Genomic DNA, 17003 nt, shown 5'->3' with positions numbered 1-17003 from the left:
CCTGGACTATTCCAGCTGCGTGTATCGGGAAGGACCTGGCCGACGACGGCCGATGACTGATGAACCGAAAAAACGTGATCCGCACGCTCACGGCCATCGCGGCCGTGCTGCTGCTTGGCTGGTCTTTCTTCTACTTCAGCGACGACACCCGCGGCTTCAAGCCGGTCGACACGTCGGTGGCGATGGGGCAGATCAAAGGCGGCAACGTCAAGAGCGCCCAGATCGACGACCGCGAACAGCAGGTCCGGCTGACGCTGAAGAGCGCCGCGACCGGCACCGAGGGCTCCGACAAGATCATTACCCACTTCCCGACCGGCTATGCGGTTCCGCTGTTCGATCAGCTGAACGCCGGAAAGGACACCCAGGTCAGCACCGTCGTCAACCAGGGCAGCATCATCGGCTCGGTCGTGGTGTACGTGCTGCCGTTGCTGCTGTTGGTCGGCTTGTTCATGATGTTCTCCCGCATGCAGGGCGGCGCCCGAATGGGCTTCGGATTCGGCAAATCCCGGGCCAAGTTGCTGAACAAGGACATGCCCAAGACCACCTTCTCCGACGTCGCCGGCGCCGACGAGGCGGTCGAAGAGCTCTACGAGATCAAGGACTTTCTGCAGAACCCGGCGCGGTATCAGGCGCTCGGCGCCAAGATTCCCAAGGGTGTGCTGCTCTACGGCCCCCCGGGAACCGGCAAGACCCTGCTTGCGCGGGCCGTCGCCGGTGAAGCCGAGGTGCCGTTCTTCACCATCTCCGGCTCCGACTTCGTCGAGATGTTCGTCGGCGTCGGCGCTTCTCGGGTGCGTGACCTTTTCGAGCAGGCCAAACAGAACAGCCCCTGCATCATCTTCGTCGACGAGATCGACGCCGTCGGACGCCAGCGTGGCGCCGGACTGGGCGGCGGCCACGACGAGCGCGAGCAGACGCTGAACCAGTTGCTGGTCGAGATGGACGGCTTCGGCGAGCGCGCCGGCGTCATCCTGATCGCGGCCACCAACCGTCCCGACATCCTCGACCCCGCGCTCCTTCGGCCCGGCCGCTTCGACCGCCAGATTCCGGTGTCCAGCCCTGACCTGGCCGGCCGGCGCGCCGTGCTCCGGGTGCACTCCAAAGGCAAGCCGTTCGGCCCCGACGTCGAATTCGACGGCCTGGCCAAGCGGACCGTTGGCATGACCGGCGCCGACCTCGAGAACGTCATCAACGAGGCGGCGCTGCTGACGGCCCGAGAGAACGGCACGGTGATCACCGGCGCAGCCCTGGAAGAGGCGGTCGACAGGGTGGTCGGCGGACCGCGTCGCAAGAGCCGGATCATCAGCGAGCAGGAGAAGAAGACCACTGCCTACCACGAAGCCGGGCACACGCTGGCTGGCTGGGCGATGCCGGGCGTCGACCCGGTCTACAAGGTGACGATTCTGGCCCGCGGCAACACCGGAGGGCACGCGCTCGCCGTGCCCGAGGACGACAAAGGACTGCACACCCGCTCGGAACTGATCGCCCGACTGGTGATGGCGCTGGGCGGGCGCGCCGCCGAGGAACTGGTGTTCCACGAGCCCACCACCGGCGCATCGTCCGACATCGAGCAGGCGACCAAAATCGCCCGGGCGATGGTCACCGAGTTCGGCATGAGCTCCAAACTCGGCGCGGTCAAATACGGCACCGAACACGGCGATCCCTTCCTCGGCCGGACCATGGGTAATCAGGCCGACTACTCCCACGAGGTCGCCCGCGACATCGATGACGAGGTGCGCAAGCTCATCGAGGCCGCGCACACCGAGGCCTGGGAGATTCTCACCGAATACCGCGATGTGCTCGACACCGTCGCGGGTGAGCTGCTGGAAAAGGAAACCCTGCATCGCGCCGAATTGGAAACGATCTTCGCCGATATCGAAAAGCGGCCGCGACTAACGCTTTTCGACGACTTCGGTGGCCGGATCCCATCGGACAAGCCGCCGATCAAGACGCCGGGCGAGCTCGCCATCGAGCGTGGTGAGCCGTGGCCCAAGCCGACGCCGGAGCCGGCTTTCAAAGCCGCCATCGCCGCGGCCGCGCGGGATGCCGAGCAGGCCAACGCCGAGCGAGCGACCAACGGCAACAACGGTTCTCACAACGGTCCCGGAAACGGTCAGCCGAATACGACGCAGCCCGACTACGGTGCGCCGGTCGGCTGGCATGCCCCGGGATGGCCACCGCCGCAACAACCGGGCTATTGGAACCCCCCGACGCAGCAGCCGCAGCAGCCGCAGCACTGGCCGGCGCCACCGCACCAGCACACGGGTCAGCCGTACCCGCCCTATCCGCCACCCGGCGCGCCCGCACCGGACGCCAGGCAGGCCACCGACCCAGCCGGCGGCGGCCCGAGCCCGTCCAACCCGTCGACACACGGCTGACACGAACGGAAATCTGCGATGGTGCCGACGGATGCTCAAACCGCGACCCTCAATGGCCGAGTCTTCGATCAACCGCGCGCTGAAGCGGCTGTCCGCGAGTTGCTCTTCGCGATCGGCGAAGACCCGAATCGGCACGGGTTGTTGGAAACACCGGCCCGCGTCGCCCGCAGCTACCGGGAGATGTTCGCGGGCCTCTACACCGATCCGGATACTGTGCTGGACACCACTTTTGACGAGCAGCACGACGAGTTGGTGTTGGTCAAAGAGATCCCGTTGTACTCCACCTGCGAGCACCATCTCGTGGCGTTTCATGGCGTCGCCCACGTCGGTTACATTCCCGGCCACGACGGCCGGGTGACGGGCTTGTCCAAGATCGCCCGACTGGTCGACCTCTACGCCAAGCGTCCGCAAATTCAGGAGCGGCTCACCGCGCAGATCGCCGATGCGTTGATGCGCAAGCTGGACCCGCGCGGGGTCATTGTCGTGATGGAAGCCGAACATCTGTGCATGTCCATGCGCGGCGTTCGCAAACCCGGCGCCGTCACCACCACCTCGGCGGTGCGTGGCCAGTTCAAGTCCGACAACGCACTTCGAGCCGAGGCGCTCGAACTGATCCTGCGCAGGTGAGCGCGACGCACCTCCAAGTCATGGGGGTTGTGAACGTCACCGACGACTCGTTCTCCGATGGCGGGCGCTATCTCGACGCCGACCGCGCCGTCGAGCACGGCTTGGCGTTGGCCGCCGATGGCGCGTCGATCGTCGACGTCGGCGGTGAGTCGACCCGCCCCGGCGCGACCAGACTCGATCCTCGGGTGGAGTCAGCCCGCGTCGTGCCGGTCGTCAAAGAGCTTGCTGCCCAGGGCATAACGGTTAGCGTCGACACCATGCATGCCGGCGTGGCCCGGGCGGCGCTGGAAAACGGCGCTTCGATGGTCAACGACGTCTCCGGTGGTCGCGCCGATGCGGCCATGGCGGACTTACTGGTCGAAGCCGACGTGCCGTGGGTGTTGATGCACTGGCGCTCGGTGTCGGCCGAGCAGCCGCATCAGGTGCCGCCCTACCGCGATGTAGTGGCCGAGGTGCGCGCCGAGCTGATGGCGCGCGTGGACGACGCCGTTGCCGCCGGAGTGAATCCTGCCAAGCTGGTGATCGACCCCGGATTGGGTTTCGCCAAGTCCGGTCGCGACAACTGGGCGCTGCTGCATGCGCTGCCGGAATTGGCGGCCGGAGGCGTTCCGGTTCTGGTCGGGGCGTCGCGCAAGCGATTCCTCGGCAGCTTGCTGGCAGGTCCCGACGGCGAGGTCCGGCCGCCTGATGGTCGCGAAACGGCCACCGCGGTGGTGTCGGCTCTGGCCGCACTGCATGGTGCCTGGGGAGTTCGGGTACATGACGTGCGAGCCTCGGTCGATGCTGTCAAAGTGGTCGAGGCGTGGGCGCAGGGTGGGCGGTAGGACGGATGGCTGATCGAATCGAGTTGCGCGGCTTGAAAGTTCGCGGCAACCATGGTGTATTCGAGCACGAGCGTGCCGATGGTCAGGACTTCGTCGTCGATGTCACTGTGTGGATAGACCTGGGGGACGCCGCGAAAAGCGACGACCTGGCCGATACCTACGACTACGGAGTCCTGGCAAAGCGAGCCGCCGCCGTGGTCGCGGGCCCGGCCCGTAATTTGATCGAGACGGTCGCCGGTGAGATCGCCGAGGACGTCATGAAAGACCATCGTGTACACGCTGTGGAGGTGACTGTGCACAAACCGCAAGCCCCGATTCCGCAGACCTTCGAGGACGTCGCTGTGGTTGCCCGCCGGTCCCGGCACGGTGGCCGCGGTCGGGTGGTGCCGTTATGACTCGTGTCGTGTTGTCGATCGGATCCAACCTCGGTGACCGGCTGGCCCGGCTGCAGTCGGTGCTCGACCATCTCGGCGACACGGTTCGCGCGGTGTCGCCGGTCTACGAGACAGCGGCCTGGGGTGGTGTCGAACAGGGGCCGTTCCTCAACGCGGTGGTCATCGCCGACGACCCGACCCTCGACGGGCACGGCTGGCTGCGCAGCGCACAGTCGTTGGAGATCGCCGCGGATCGCGTACGCGGGCAGAAGTGGGGCCCACGCACCCTCGACGTGGACTTGATCTGCTGCCACCTGACGTCCCTGGAGGGCGACACCGAGCTGTTTTCTCTGGAAGACGGACTGACCCTCCCGCATCCACTGGCCCACCTGCGCGCCTTCGTGCTGTTTCCCTGGCTGGCGATCGATCCCGACGCGGAGTTGTCGGTGGCCGGCGGAAAGCGGTCGGTCGCCAAGCTCATTGCCGAGTTGGATCCCAGCGACCGGGCCGGGGTGCGGCCGACCGATTTCGTCCTCGCGCCGCGTCCCGAAAGCTGATGGGCCCCACCCGGAAACGTGACCTGACGGCCGCGGTGCTCGGCACCGGGGTGGCGGGTTACCTGCTGGTCGTGCTGTTTTATCGATGGTTCCCGCCGATCACGGCGTGGACGGGTTTTTCGTTACTCACCGTCGGTATTGCCGAGGCGATCTGGGGGCGTCTGGTACGGACCAAGATCGAGGACGGTGAGATCGGCGACGCACCCGGCTGGCTTCATCCGCTGACGGTGGCCCGCAGCCTGGTCATCGCCAAGGCTTCGGCCTGGGTCGGCGCGCTGGCGTTGGGTGGATGGCTCGGCGTTCTGGTCTATCTCCTACCGCGCCGGTCATGGCTCAGGGTGGCGGCCGAGGACACCTTCGGAACCGCCGTTGCGGCGCTCAGCGCGCTCACCCTGGTGACCGCCGCGTTGTGGTTGCAGTATTGCTGTCGATCGCCCGGAGATCCGACCGACAAGGGGGAGGGCGCCGAAAGTTAGCTGGCCCCGACGACCTCCGGAAACGGGCGATTAGTCCAGGTGAGAAACGCCGGAGGCGCGCGACACGCTCGGTGACCTAGGGCCGGTACAGTCGGGCCATGACCGATCTGGCCCGCGGCGCACGGGCGCGGCGCGCCGGCCGCAGACCGGGTTGGGTGCTGCTCACAGCGTTGCTGGTTTTGGCGATTGGCGCCAGTTCTGCACTGGTCTTCACCAACCAGGTAGAGCTTCTCAAGCTTGCGGTGATACTCGCATTGTGGGCCGCCGTGGTCGCTGCTTTCGTCTCGGTGATCTACCGCCGGCAGAGCGACGTGGACGCGGCCCGGGCACGCGATCTCAAGCTCGTGTACGACCTACAGCTGGACCGGGAGATCTCGGCCCGGCGCGAATACGAGCTCACCGTGGAGTCCCAGCTGCGGCGCGAGCTGGCCACCGAACTGCGCGCGCAGGCCAACGACGAGGTATCGGAGTTGCGGGCCGAGCTGGCCGCGCTGCGTACCAACTTGGAGATCCTGTTTGACGCCGAGCTCAGCGACCGCCCGGCGCTGGAGGGCGAACGGCTCAAGGCTGTTCGCGGTTACAGCGAATGGGACCGCGACAATGAGAGCGCCCGCGAGCGAGTCAACCGGGTCTCATCCGTACGCGCCGAAGAGCCTGCCCCACGCTCCGACGACAACTCGATCATCGACGTGCACGAGGAGCCGCTGGCCCCGGCTCCGCCAAGGCAGCCCGCGGCGGAGAGCTATCAGCAGGGATATGCGCCGCAGCTGCACGAGGCCTACCCGCTCCCCAGACAGAACCGGGCCCCCGAAACACCCGAACCGGATCGGGGATCGCACCGGCGTTCCGGCGATCGGGACACCCCCGCCGCCCGCCACGAGCCCGCGCCCAACTGGGCTCCGCCGCAAGCCCCTCCGCCACCCGTCACCCCGGCGGAGCGTCAGCCGGAAGGCCCCAGCTGGGCGCAGCCGCAGGGTCAGCCCGGCGGATGGGCCCCGCCGGGTGCAGCGCCGAGAACCGGACCTGAGCGGGTCGAGCCGCCCCAGCCCCCGCGGCGTTCCCATCGGCACGCGGAGGCCCCTGCGCAGCCTGAGCCGCAGTTCACTCCGCCTCCTCCACAGCCCGGGCAGCCGCAACAACCGCCGCGGATCCCGTGGCCGCCCCCCGGCGAGGCGCCGCGACAGCCCGAGCAGCCGGCTGCCTGGCAGCCGGCTCCTCCCGACGGCCAGTGGTTGCCGCCGGGAGCACCCGGCAGCAACTGGAACGCCGGCCAGACAGAAAGCCCCGCGACCTCGTGGGCCTACGACAATGGGCCGTCGCGCGACAAGCCGTCGCATCGGTCTCCGGGCATCGGTGAGGCCGCCGCCGAGCCGCCGGCCGACCGCCGCGGCCGGCATTCCAGCACCCCCGCCGAATCTGCGCCAGGCCAGACCGGCGAACCGGATGCCGACTGGAACGAATCGGGTCGACGGGCGCGGTCGCGGCACTCGGTTGAACCCTCCGATCCCTCCGATCCCGCCGTCAGCTCCGCGGCCCCGGCTCCGGCGATGTCACCGCCTCCGCCTCCACCGCCGCCGCCTCCGACGCCGGCTCCGGACCGAGGACCGGTGATGTCGCCGCCTCCGCCGGCCAACGCCCGTCATCGCAGCACCGAGGCGCCCGCCGAATCCGACGAGCCGCAATCCGGCGGTCAGTCGGTGGCCGAGCTACTCGCGCGGCTGCAGACCGCGCCGTCCGAGGGCGGGCGCCGCCGCCGCCGCGAAGACTGAGGCGAACACCACAGCGTTTTGGCGACCTGTCGCGGCTGGGTTGAATGACCGCTCTTGCCCCCTCGCCGCTACGCGGCTGGAGGTACCCCCACCTCGGACCGCTTCGCAGTCCGCATCGTCGCGCGGCTGGGTTGGATGACCGCTCTTCTCCTCGGACCGCTTCGCAGTCCGCATCGTCGCGCGGTAGAGTCGCTACGACCGTCCGGTACCTGCTTCGCGGGACTGGAACGAAACCAAGAAGACTTGTGAGGGTCGTCTGCGATGGTGCAGTTCGACGGATTGCGTCCGGCTCGGCTCAAGGTGGGGATCATCTCCGCAGGCCGGGTGGGAACGGCGTTGGGTGTTGCGCTCGAGCGCGTCGACCACGTCGTGGTCGCATGCAGCGCCGTTTCGCGCGCATCCAAGCAGCGTGCCGAGCGTCGGCTGCCGGACACCCCGGTGGCGCCGGTACCCGACGTCGCGGGCAACGCCGAGCTGCTGCTGTTGGCCGTGCCGGACACCGAGTTGCCCGGGCTGGTATCGGGTTTGGCCGCCACGTCGGCCGTGCGACCGGGCACGATCGTCGTCCACACCTCGGGCGTCAACGGCATCGAAGTGCTGACGCCGCTGAGCGGGCAGGACTGCATACCAATGGCCATCCATCCCGCGATGGCGTTCACCGGCGCCGACGAGGACATCGCCCGGCTCCCGGACACCTGCTTCGGGATCACCGCGGCCGACGAGGTCGGCTACGCGATCGCGCAGTCGCTGGTGCTCGAGATCGGCGGCGAGCCGTTTCGGGTGCCTGAGCAGGCGCGCACGCTGTATCACGCGGCTCTGGCCCACGCGGGCAACCACGTCGTCACGGTCCTCACCGACGCGCTCGATGCGTTGCGGGCCGCGGTCTCGGGCACCGAACTGCTCGGCCAACAGCTCGTCGACGACCAGCCCGGCGGCATCGCCGAGCGCATCCTCGGACCGCTGGCCCGTGCCGCGCTGGAAAACACCCTGCAACGCGGACAGGCGGCGCTGACCGGCCCGATCGCCCGCGGTGACGCCGGCGTTGTCGCCGGTCACCTGCGCGCGCTGCAAACGGTCGACCCGCAACTGGCGCAGGCCTACCGGGTGAACGCGGTGCGCACCGCCGAGAAGGTGCATGCCCCCGAAGAGGTGTTCGAGGTGTTGGCGCGATGAGCGTTCAGCGGCCGCCGAAGTTCAACGCCGGCGAACTCAACGTGTACCCGAACCCGAGCGAGGTCAGCCAGATCAGTCGCGCGCTGCGCCACACCGGACGACGGGTGATGCTGGTGCCGACCATGGGCGCGCTGCACGACGGACACCTCGCGTTGGTCCGAGCCGCCAAGCTGGTGCCCGGCTCGGTCGTGGTGGTGTCGATCTTCGTGAACCCGCTGCAGTTCGGCACCGACGAGGACCTCGACGCCTACCCGCGGATCCTCGAGGCCGACCTGGCCCTGCTGCGCGGTGAAGGAGTCGAAATAGTCTTCGCACCAAGCGCTTCGGCGATGTACCCGGACGGCCCACGGAGCACGGTTCATCCCGGGCCGCTCGGATCGGAGCTTGAGGGCGCTGTGCGGCCCACCCATTTCGCGGGAATGCTCACCGTGGTCTGCAAGCTGATGCAGATCGTGACGCCGGATCGAATCTTCTTCGGCGAGAAGGACTATCAGCAGCTGGTCCTCGTCCGCCAGATGGTCGCCGACCTCAACATCGATGTCCGCGTCGTCGGTGTGCCGATCGTGCGTGAAACCGACGGCCTGGCGCTGTCTTCGCGTAACCGCTACCTCAACGCCGCGCAACGAGAACTCGCCAGCGTGTTGTCGGCGGCGCTGCTGGCCGGCTCGCGTGCCGCACCCGCCGGCGCGGAAGCGGCGTTGTCGGCGGCCCGCTCAGTGCTGGCCGAGGTGCCCGCGATCGACGTCGACTACCTCGAAGTGCGCGGCAGCGGGCTGGGACCGGCCCCCGTCAACGGCGTCGGCCGCTTGCTCGTCGCGGCCCGGCTCGGCAAGACCAGACTGCTCGACAACGTTGGAATTGACATCGGAACGACCATCGACGCCGACGGGCGAGTGCCCGCTGGGCTCGGTAATCACCCCCTCGAATCCCATTGGAGGAATTGATGTTACGGACAATGCTCAAGTCGAAGATCCACCGGGCGACCGTCACGCAGGCGGACCTGCACTACGTCGGCTCGGTGACGATCGACGCCGACCTGATGGATGCCGCCGATCTGCTCGAAGGTGAGCAGGTGACCATCGTCGACATCGACAACGGCGCGCGGCTGGTCACCTACGCCATCACCGGCCAGCGGGGCACCGGCGTGATCGGAATCAACGGCGCGGCCGCGCATCTCGTGCATCCCGGCGACCTGGTGATCCTGATCGCCTACGCCCAGATGGAGGACGCCGAGGCGCGCAGCTACCAGCCCAAGATTGTCTTCGTCGACGCCGAGAACACCGCCATCGACCTGGGCAGCGACCCGGCGTTCGTCCCCGCCGATGCCGGCGAGCTGGTCTCGCCGCGATGAAGGTCTGCTAGTCGTGCTGCTGGCTATCGACGTCCGCAACACCCACACGGTGATAGGACTGCTCTCCGGCACGAAGGAGCACGCGAAAGTCGTGCAGCAGTGGCGGATTCGCACCGAATCCGAGATCACCGCCGACGAGCTGGCATTGACCCTCGACGGTCTGATCGGTGACGACTCGGATAAGCTCACAGGTGCGTCGGCGCTGTCCACCGTGCCGTCCGTGCTGCACGAGGTGCGACTGATGATCGAGCAGTATTGGCCGACGGTGCCGCACGTGCTCATCGAACCCGGTGTCCGCACCGGTATCCCGCTGCTCGTCGACAATCCCAAAGAGGTCGGCGCTGACCGAATTGTCAACTGTCTTGCTGCTTTTCAGAAGTACAACACCGCCGCGATCGTGATCGACTTCGGCTCCTCGATCTGCGTCGACGTGGTGTCGGCAAAAGGGGAGTTCCTGGGCGGCGCGATCGCGCCGGGTATCCAGGTCTCCTCCGACGCCGCGGCGGCCCGCTCGGCTGCTCTGCGGCGGGTTGAGCTGGCCCGGCCTCGCTCGGTGGTCGGCAAGAACACCGTCGAATGCATGCAAGCCGGGGCGGTTTTCGGGTTCGCCGGCCTGGTGGATGGGCTGGTCGGCCGCATCCGCGAGGACGTCGACGGCTTTTCCGTCAGCCCCGAGAATCGGGTCACGGTGGTGGCGACCGGTCACACCGCGCCGCTTCTGCTGGCCGAGTTGCACTCGGTCGACCACTACGATCCGCACCTAACGCTGAACGGGCTGCGGCTGGTCTTCGAGCGCAACCGCGACAGTCAGCGCGGACGGCTCAAGACCGCACGCTGAGCGCTCAGAGCTCTCGCGAACCAGAAGCCACGGTCGCTAATCGACCAAGATCACAACCGCTGGTTATGTTTCGCGGCTCCGTCCGCGCACTCGCGACGGTCTGTTCTCCTTTAAGCTGGCAGGTCGTGAGCGCCGCCGACCAGGACCCGCTGGACCTACCCGAGCAGTTCCGGATACGGCGGGACAAGCGCGAGCGCCTGGCAGCCGAAGGCCGCGATCCCTATCCCGTCGAAGTCGCGCGCACTCACACCCTGGCGCAGATTCGCGCCGCGTATCCCGATCTGCCGTCCGATTCGACCACCGGTGACATCGTCGGGGTGGCCGGCCGGGTGGTGTTCGCCCGTAACTCCGGCAAGCTGTGCTTCGCCAGCCTCCAGGAGGGCGACGGCACCCAACTTCAGGTGATGCTCAGCCTGGCCGGTGTCGGGCAGGAAGCCCTCGACGAATGGAAAGCCGACGTCGACCTCGGCGACATCGTCTCTGTCCACGGCGAGGTGATCAGCTCGCGGCGAGGCGAGCTGTCCGTGCTCGGTGATAGCTGGCAGATGGCGTCCAAGGCGCTGCGGCCGCTACCGGTGGCGCATAAAGAGATGAGCGAAGAGTCGCGGGTGCGGCAGCGCTATGTCGACCTGATCGTGCGGCCTCAGGCGCGCACGGTCGCCCGCCAGCGAATTGCCGTGATGCGCTCATTGCGCAATGCGCTGGAGCAACGCGGCTTTTTAGAAGTCGAAACGCCGATCCTGCAGACGTTGGCAGGCGGCGCGGCAGCGCGCCCGTTCGTCACGCACTCCAATGCGCTCGACATCGACCTCTACCTTCGGATCGCGCCGGAACTGTTCCTGAAACGCTGTGTGGTCGGTGGGTTCGACAAGGTCTTCGAAGTAAATCGCGTGTTCCGAAACGAAGGCGCAGATTCCACGCATTCTCCGGAATTCTCCATGCTGGAGACCTATCAAGCGTATGGCACGTATGACGATTCTGCCGTTGTGACGCGTGAGCTTATTCTACAGGTGGCTGACGAGGCGATCGGTACTCGACAACTACCTCTTCCCGACGGCAGCGTGTATGACATCGACGGAGAATGGGCGTCGATACAAATGTATCCGTCACTATCGGAGGCACTTGAGGAAGAGATCACACCAAACACTCGCGTCGATCGCTTGCTCGCTATCGCGGCGTCACTGGACCTCGAGGTGCCGACCGACCGTGGATATGGGCACGGGAAGTTGGTCGAGGAACTGTGGGAGCACACCGTCGGCTCGACGCTGACCGCACCCACGTTTGTCAAAGATTTTCCGGTCGAGACAACCCCTTTGACGCGTCAACACCGCAGTATCGCCGGTGTCACCGAAAAATGGGACCTGTACATTCGAGGGTTCGAACTGGCCACGGGATACTCGGAATTGATCGACCCGGTGGTGCAACGGGAGAGATTCGCCGAGCAGGCGTTGGCCGCCGCGGCCGGCGACGACGAGGCAATGGTGCTTGACGAGGATTTTCTTGCTGCGCTCGAGCATGCTATGCCGCCATGCACAGGAACCGGAATGGGCGTCGATCGCCTGCTGATCGCTTTGACCGGGCTGTCAATTCGAGAGACAGTATTATTTCCTATTGTGCGCCCGCTTAGTAACTGACCGCTAACTTGTCGCTGTATTGAATAACCCGCCTGAATATGGCACATTAGTTGTGGGGGCGGTCCAGACCACGTGTCATGTATGGCAAGTGTCTAAGAAGAAAGCGCGAGGCTCAGCCAATGGCGAAGAAAGTGACCGTCACCCTTGTCGACGATTTCGACGGCGAAGGTGCCGCCGATGAAACCGTCGAATTCGGGCTTGACGGCGTTACCTACGAGATCGACCTTTCGGGCAAGAATGCGGCGAAACTCCGCAACGACCTGAAGCAATGGGTCGAAGCATCGCGCCGGGTCGGTGGACGTCGCCGCGGCCGCTCGAGCTCCGGTCGAGGGCGTGGCGCGATCGATCGCGAGCAAAGCGCCGCCATCCGGGACTGGGCCCGTCGGAACGGCCACAACGTGTCCACTCGCGGCCGAATCCCGGCTGACGTCATCGACGCGTTCCACGCCGCAACCTGACCGGGGCGCCGCGCGAGCGCACAGTCTCAACTTTCGCTGGTAGCGAACTGATCAATCACCGAAGCGGGAAACGATTTGCTGTTTTCCCGCGTTGCCCTGGTGCAACCGTATTGGGTAGCGGCCGCAAGGTGGGAAGCCCGGGCGCGCGCCCACTACAGTGGGAGACAGGTACGCGATGTCGGCCCCTGTGCCGAGAATGACGAAGTACCGATGGTGAGGAAGAGCAGGTAAACGCCAATGTTCGAACGTTTTACTGACCGTGCCCGCAGGGTTGTCGTCCTGGCGCAAGAAGAGGCCCGGATGCTCAACCACAACTACATCGGCACCGAGCACATTCTGCTGGGCCTCATCCACGAAGGCGAAGGGGTTGCGGCCAAGTCGCTGGAGTCGCTGGGCATCTCGCTGGAGGGTGTCCGCAGCCAGGTCGAGGAGATCATCGGCCAGGGCCAGCAGGCCCCGTCCGGGCACATCCCATTCACCCCGCGCGCCAAGAAAGTCCTTGAGCTGAGCCTGCGCGAGGCGTTGCAACTCGGTCACAACTACATCGGCACCGAGCACATTCTTCTCGGCCTGATCCGTGAGGGCGAGGGCGTTGCCGCCCAGGTGTTGGTCAAGCTGGGCGCGGAGCTCACCCGGGTGCGGCAGCAGGTGATCCAGCTGCTGAGCGGCTACCAGGGCAAGGAGACCGCGGAAGCCGGCACCGGCGGCCGCGGCGGCGAGTCCGGCTCCCCGTCGACCTCGTTGGTGCTCGACCAGTTCGGCCGCAACCTGACTGCCGCAGCCATGGAGGGCAAGCTCGACCCGGTCATCGGCCGAGAGAAGGAAATCGAGCGGGTCATGCAGGTGCTGTCCCGACGCACCAAGAACAACCCGGTGCTGATCGGTGAGCCCGGCGTCGGTAAGACCGCCGTCGTGGAGGGCCTGGCGCAAGCGATCGTGCACGGCGAGGTCCCCGAGACGCTGAAGGACAAGCAGCTCTACACCCTGGACCTTGGTTCACTGGTCGCCGGCAGCCGCTACCGCGGTGACTTCGAGGAGCGCCTGAAGAAGGTGCTCAAGGAGATCAACACTCGCGGCGACATCATCCTGTTCATCGACGAGCTACACACGCTGGTCGGTGCCGGAGCTGCCGAAGGCGCGATCGACGCGGCGTCCATCCTCAAGCCGAAGCTGGCCCGCGGTGAGCTGCAGACGATCGGTGCGACCACGCTCGACGAGTACCGCAAGTACATCGAGAAGGACGCCGCCCTGGAGCGCCGGTTCCAGCCGGTGCAGGTCGGCGAGCCCACGGTGGAGCACACCATCGAAATCCTCAAGGGTCTGCGCGATCGCTACGAGGCGCACCACCGGGTATCGATCACCGACGGCGCGATTGCGGCGGCGGCCACCCTCGCTGACCGTTACATCAACGACAGGTTCTTGCCGGACAAGGCAATTGACCTCATCGACGAGGCCGGTGCCCGCATGCGGATCCGCCGGATGACGGCGCCGCCAGACCTGCGTGAGTTCGACGAGAAGATCGCCGACGCGCGCCGGGAGAAGGAGTCCGCGATCGACGCGCAGGACTTCGAGAAGGCGGCCAGCTTGCGCGACCGCGAGAAGCAGCTGGTGGGCCAGCGCGCCGAACGCGAAAAGCAGTGGCGCTCAGGCGATCTCGACGTCGTCGCTGAAGTCGACGACAACGAGATCGCCGAGGTGCTCGGCAACTGGACCGGTATCCCGGTGTTCAAGCTCACCGAAGCCGAGACCACCCGGTTGCTGCGCATGGAAGACGAGATCCACAAGCGGATCATCGGGCAAGAGGACGCGGTCCGTGCAGTTTCCAAGGCCATCCGCCGTACCCGCGCCGGGCTGAAGGACCCCAAGCGCCCGTCCGGCTCGTTCATCTTCGCCGGCCCGTCCGGTGTGGGTAAGACCGAGCTGTCCAAGGCGCTGGCCAACTTCCTGTTCGGCGATGACGACGCGCTCATCCAGATCGACATGGGCGAGTTCCACGACCGGTTCACGGCGTCGCGGTTGTTCGGTGCCCCGCCGGGATACGTGGGTTACGAGGAGGGCGGCCAGCTCACCGAGAAGGTTCGGCGCAAGCCGTTCTCGGTGGTGCTGTTCGACGAGATCGAGAAGGCGCACCAGGAGATCTACAACAGCCTGTTGCAGGTGCTCGAGGACGGCCGTCTCACCGACGGGCAGGGTCGCACCGTCGACTTCAAGAACACCGTGCTGATCTTCACCTCGAACCTGGGCACCTCCGACATCAGCAAGGCGGTCGGGCTGGGCTTCACCCAAGGTGGCGGCGAGAACAACTATGAGCGGATGAAGCAGAAGGTCAACGACGAGCTGAAGAAGCACTTCCGCCCGGAGTTCCTCAACCGCATCGACGACATCATCGTCTTCCACCAGCTGACCCGCGAAGAGATCATCGAGATGGTCGATTTGATGATCGGCCGGGTGGGCAAGCAGCTCAAGGCCAAGGACATGGCGATGGAGCTGACCGATAAGGCGAAGGCGTTGCTGGCCAAGCGCGGCTTCGACCCGGTGCTCGGCGCTCGCCCGCTGCGGCGCACCATCCAGCGGGAGATCGAGGACCAGCTGTCCGAGAAGATCCTGTTCGACGAAGTCGGCCCGGGTCAGCTCGTCACCGTCGACGTCGACAACTGGGATGGCGAGGGCAACGGCGAGGACGCGGTGTTCACGTTCCACGGTGCCCGCAAGCCGGCCGAGGCCGACCTGGCGAGTTCGGGCGCTCACGCCGCGGGTAGTACCCCCGGCACGACCACGCCGTAGTACATCCCGAAAAACCGGCTAGCGCTGAAGCGTTAGCCGGTCTTCGGCTGGTAGCACGCGGCCGCCGATCAGCGTTGCGTGAGTAGTAGCGCGAAGACCTGCTTAGCGATCTGCAATACCCAGCCGGTGATGGCCGGCCCATGGTCACGCGGCCAGTTCAACTGGAAACTCACCACCCACGACTGCCCGGTCTTATCGATCGCGTACCAGCTGAATGTCAGATCACCCGGCAGCCCACCGGCTTTCGCGGCGATGTAGGGCCAGTCGTTGCGATCCAGGTTGACCCCGGTAGCGGTATCGAGGATCTTCTTGACCGGTGCGGCCGGCCCCACGGCGCCGGCCTGCAGTGCGACGTGCACCCGGCAGATGTCTTCCGCGCTGCCGTACCATTCCGCGCCGAATTCGGAGGCCGGCACATGCGCGCGAAACGGATCCGGTTGGTAGGTAGCCGAATTGGCGTTTTGCAGCAGCGCGGCACGGTCCTGCGGCGTCCCCTGCTTCCACTGCTCGCGGAGGTCCGGGCGCCCCCACGCGACGGTGAACAGTTCGTACATCGTCGGGAACGGCGTCATCGCGGCCGGATCGTGATGCCCGGTGTGGACCAGTGCGTCGTCGACGGCCTGAGGCCCGACCTTTTCGATCAGCATGTCGGTGGCCATGTTGTCGCTGGTGGCGATCATCTTCTCGGCGGCGGTGCGCACCGAAATATGAGCCCCCAGAGGCAAATCCATGCTCGAGCCGACGGCCTTACCCTTGTCGGTGACAGTCAGCTGGTCATCCCAGGACACCGTCCCGGCCTTGACGGCATCCGACACCGCATAGAGCACGTACAACTTGAAGATCGACGCCAATGGCAGTGACATGCCGGTGTTGGTGCCGGCCACCCGATCACAGCGGCCGTCGGTGATTTTGGTGGCCTGCCAGGAGTAGCGGGCTTCGGTCTTGCCCAGCACCGCATCGACGTCACCGAACGACGAGATCTTCGGCGGCAGCGTGGTGAGATCGAACCCGTCCACCAAGGTGTCGTCTTGAGTGTGTATCCGAAGCTCTTGTTGCGCACCATAAGACGTTGTCAGCTGCAGGGTGGCCGCGCCCGCCTTGATGTCGACTCCACGAAAGGTGAACGGCCGGTCCCACCACAGCTTCTCCATCATGGTCTGGATCTGGCTTGCCATTTTGGGCGCCGCCAGTGTGCCGACCCCGACGGGACCGATGGGCCAATCGGAGTTCAGCATGTCCAGCGTCTGTTGAGCGCGCAGACCGGCCGGAGTTCTCATGTCGATCTCGCGCGCGGCGCCGGCCGCATTCGCCGAAGGCGGTCGCGGCGGCGTGCAGCCCGGGGTCAGGGCGGTGAGTAGCGCGGTGGCCGCCAATGCCGCGACCCGGCGGCGGCGTGAGGGCCGACCGGGCTTACTGGCCGGATCCGGCAACGTCTAACACAACCTCGAATTCCAGCAGCGACGCGCCGGTCGCCACCGGATTCTGTCGCTGGCCGGCGTGCGCTGCGATGGCGGGACCGCTCGCCCAGGCCTGAAAGGCCTCCTCGGACTCCCACTGAGTCACCACGAAGTATCGGTCTTCGCCCTTGGTGGGGCGGAGCAGCTGAAAGCCGAGGAAGCCGGGCGAGTTCTCGACTGCATGCGCGCGGTGGGCGAACCGCTTCTCCAGCTCGGGGCCCGCGTCGGCCGGCACCTCGATTGCGTTGATTTTCACCACTGGCATTGGGCAAGGCTACCGCGCGGCCCGAAGGCGACGAGGCG

Annotated in this window: 15 protein-coding genes and 1 pseudogene; 14 read left to right on the top strand and 2 right to left on the bottom strand. The window is 66.4% G+C overall.

Features of this window, described 5'->3' with window-relative positions:
* The first annotated feature begins 59 nt into the window (after positions 1 to 59).
* The 14 genes and pseudogenes from ftsH to clpC1 all read left to right on the top strand — a co-directional run bounded on the left by ftsH (position 60) and on the right by clpC1 (position 15243).
* On the top strand, positions 60 to 2378 hold the full coding sequence (gene ftsH, locus ACQY5A_RS06165; RefSeq protein WP_428339512.1) for an ATP-dependent zinc metalloprotease FtsH: 2319 nt from the start codon (positions 60 to 62) through the stop codon (positions 2376 to 2378).
* A gap of 18 nt (positions 2379 to 2396) precedes the next feature.
* Positions 2397 to 3005 (top strand): GTP cyclohydrolase I FolE, encoded by a 609-nt coding sequence (gene folE / locus ACQY5A_RS06160; RefSeq protein WP_428339511.1) that lies wholly within the window; start codon positions 2397 to 2399, stop codon positions 3003 to 3005.
* Between the two features lie 20 nt (positions 3006 to 3025).
* Positions 3026 to 3829, top strand: coding sequence for a dihydropteroate synthase (gene folP, locus ACQY5A_RS06155; RefSeq protein WP_428339917.1), 804 nt, complete (start codon positions 3026 to 3028; stop codon positions 3827 to 3829).
* A gap of 5 nt (positions 3830 to 3834) precedes the next feature.
* On the top strand, positions 3835 to 4224 hold the full coding sequence (folB, locus tag ACQY5A_RS06150) for a dihydroneopterin aldolase (protein WP_428339510.1): 390 nt from the start codon (positions 3835 to 3837) through the stop codon (positions 4222 to 4224).
* Complete coding sequence (gene folK / locus ACQY5A_RS06145; protein ID WP_428339509.1) at positions 4221 to 4760, top strand: 2-amino-4-hydroxy-6-hydroxymethyldihydropteridine diphosphokinase; 540 nt, start codon at positions 4221 to 4223, stop codon at positions 4758 to 4760. The genes folB and folK overlap by 4 nt, the downstream gene beginning before the upstream one ends.
* On the top strand, positions 4760 to 5236 hold the full coding sequence (locus ACQY5A_RS06140) for a DUF3180 domain-containing protein (RefSeq protein WP_428339508.1): 477 nt from the start codon (positions 4760 to 4762) through the stop codon (positions 5234 to 5236). Before folK ends, ACQY5A_RS06140 begins: the two co-directional genes overlap by 1 nt.
* Before the next feature lie 98 nt (positions 5237 to 5334).
* Positions 5335 to 5794, top strand: a pseudogene (locus ACQY5A_RS06135) (DUF6779 domain-containing protein); the annotation flags it as partial.
* A 1472-nt stretch (positions 5795 to 7266) separates the two neighbouring features.
* Complete coding sequence (locus tag ACQY5A_RS06130; protein ID WP_428339507.1) at positions 7267 to 8178, top strand: Rossmann-like and DUF2520 domain-containing protein; 912 nt, start codon at positions 7267 to 7269, stop codon at positions 8176 to 8178.
* Positions 8175 to 9122: a pantoate--beta-alanine ligase gene (gene panC, locus ACQY5A_RS06125; RefSeq protein WP_428339506.1), complete on the top strand. Its 948-nt coding sequence runs from the start codon at positions 8175 to 8177 to the stop codon at positions 9120 to 9122. The genes ACQY5A_RS06130 and panC overlap by 4 nt, the downstream gene beginning before the upstream one ends.
* Positions 9122 to 9529 (top strand): aspartate 1-decarboxylase, encoded by a 408-nt coding sequence (gene panD, locus ACQY5A_RS06120; protein ID WP_428339505.1) that lies wholly within the window; start codon positions 9122 to 9124, stop codon positions 9527 to 9529. The genes panC and panD overlap by 1 nt, the downstream gene beginning before the upstream one ends.
* 13 nt (positions 9530 to 9542) lie before the next feature.
* On the top strand, positions 9543 to 10367 hold the full coding sequence (locus ACQY5A_RS06115) for a type III pantothenate kinase (protein ID WP_428339504.1): 825 nt from the start codon (positions 9543 to 9545) through the stop codon (positions 10365 to 10367).
* A gap of 125 nt (positions 10368 to 10492) precedes the next feature.
* Positions 10493 to 12001 carry a lysine--tRNA ligase gene (lysS, locus tag ACQY5A_RS06110; protein WP_428339916.1) on the top strand — a complete coding sequence of 503 codons (1509 nt, stop codon included), beginning with the start codon at positions 10493 to 10495 and terminating at the stop codon, positions 11999 to 12001.
* A gap of 119 nt (positions 12002 to 12120) precedes the next feature.
* Positions 12121 to 12459: a histone-like nucleoid-structuring protein Lsr2 gene (gene lsr2, locus ACQY5A_RS06105; protein ID WP_428339503.1), complete on the top strand. Its 339-nt coding sequence runs from the start codon at positions 12121 to 12123 to the stop codon at positions 12457 to 12459.
* A 237-nt stretch (positions 12460 to 12696) separates the two neighbouring features.
* The gene (gene clpC1 / locus ACQY5A_RS06100) at positions 12697 to 15243 is read left to right on the top strand and encodes an ATP-dependent protease ATP-binding subunit ClpC (protein ID WP_428339502.1); all 2547 of its coding nucleotides are present in this window, start codon (positions 12697 to 12699) and stop codon (positions 15241 to 15243) included.
* A 68-nt stretch (positions 15244 to 15311) separates the two neighbouring features.
* Here clpC1 and ACQY5A_RS06095 read toward each other — a convergent pair whose 3' ends face one another.
* Positions 15312 to 16673: a serine hydrolase gene (locus ACQY5A_RS06095; protein WP_428339501.1), complete on the bottom strand. Its 1362-nt coding sequence runs from the start codon at positions 16671 to 16673 to the stop codon at positions 15312 to 15314.
* On the bottom strand, positions 16654 to 16965 hold the full coding sequence (gene mhuD / locus ACQY5A_RS06090; RefSeq protein WP_428339500.1) for a mycobilin-forming heme oxygenase MhuD: 312 nt from the start codon (positions 16963 to 16965) through the stop codon (positions 16654 to 16656). The genes ACQY5A_RS06095 and mhuD overlap by 20 nt, the downstream gene beginning before the upstream one ends.
* Between the last annotated feature and the right edge of the window lie 38 nt (positions 16966 to 17003).

The organism is Mycobacterium sp. (assembly GCF_965277065.1).
In the GTDB taxonomy this organism is placed as follows: Bacteria; Actinomycetota; Actinomycetes; order Mycobacteriales; family Mycobacteriaceae; genus Mycobacterium.
The sequence above is the reverse complement of the archived record's forward strand: the minus strand, read 5'-3'. Positions and strand labels throughout refer to the sequence as shown.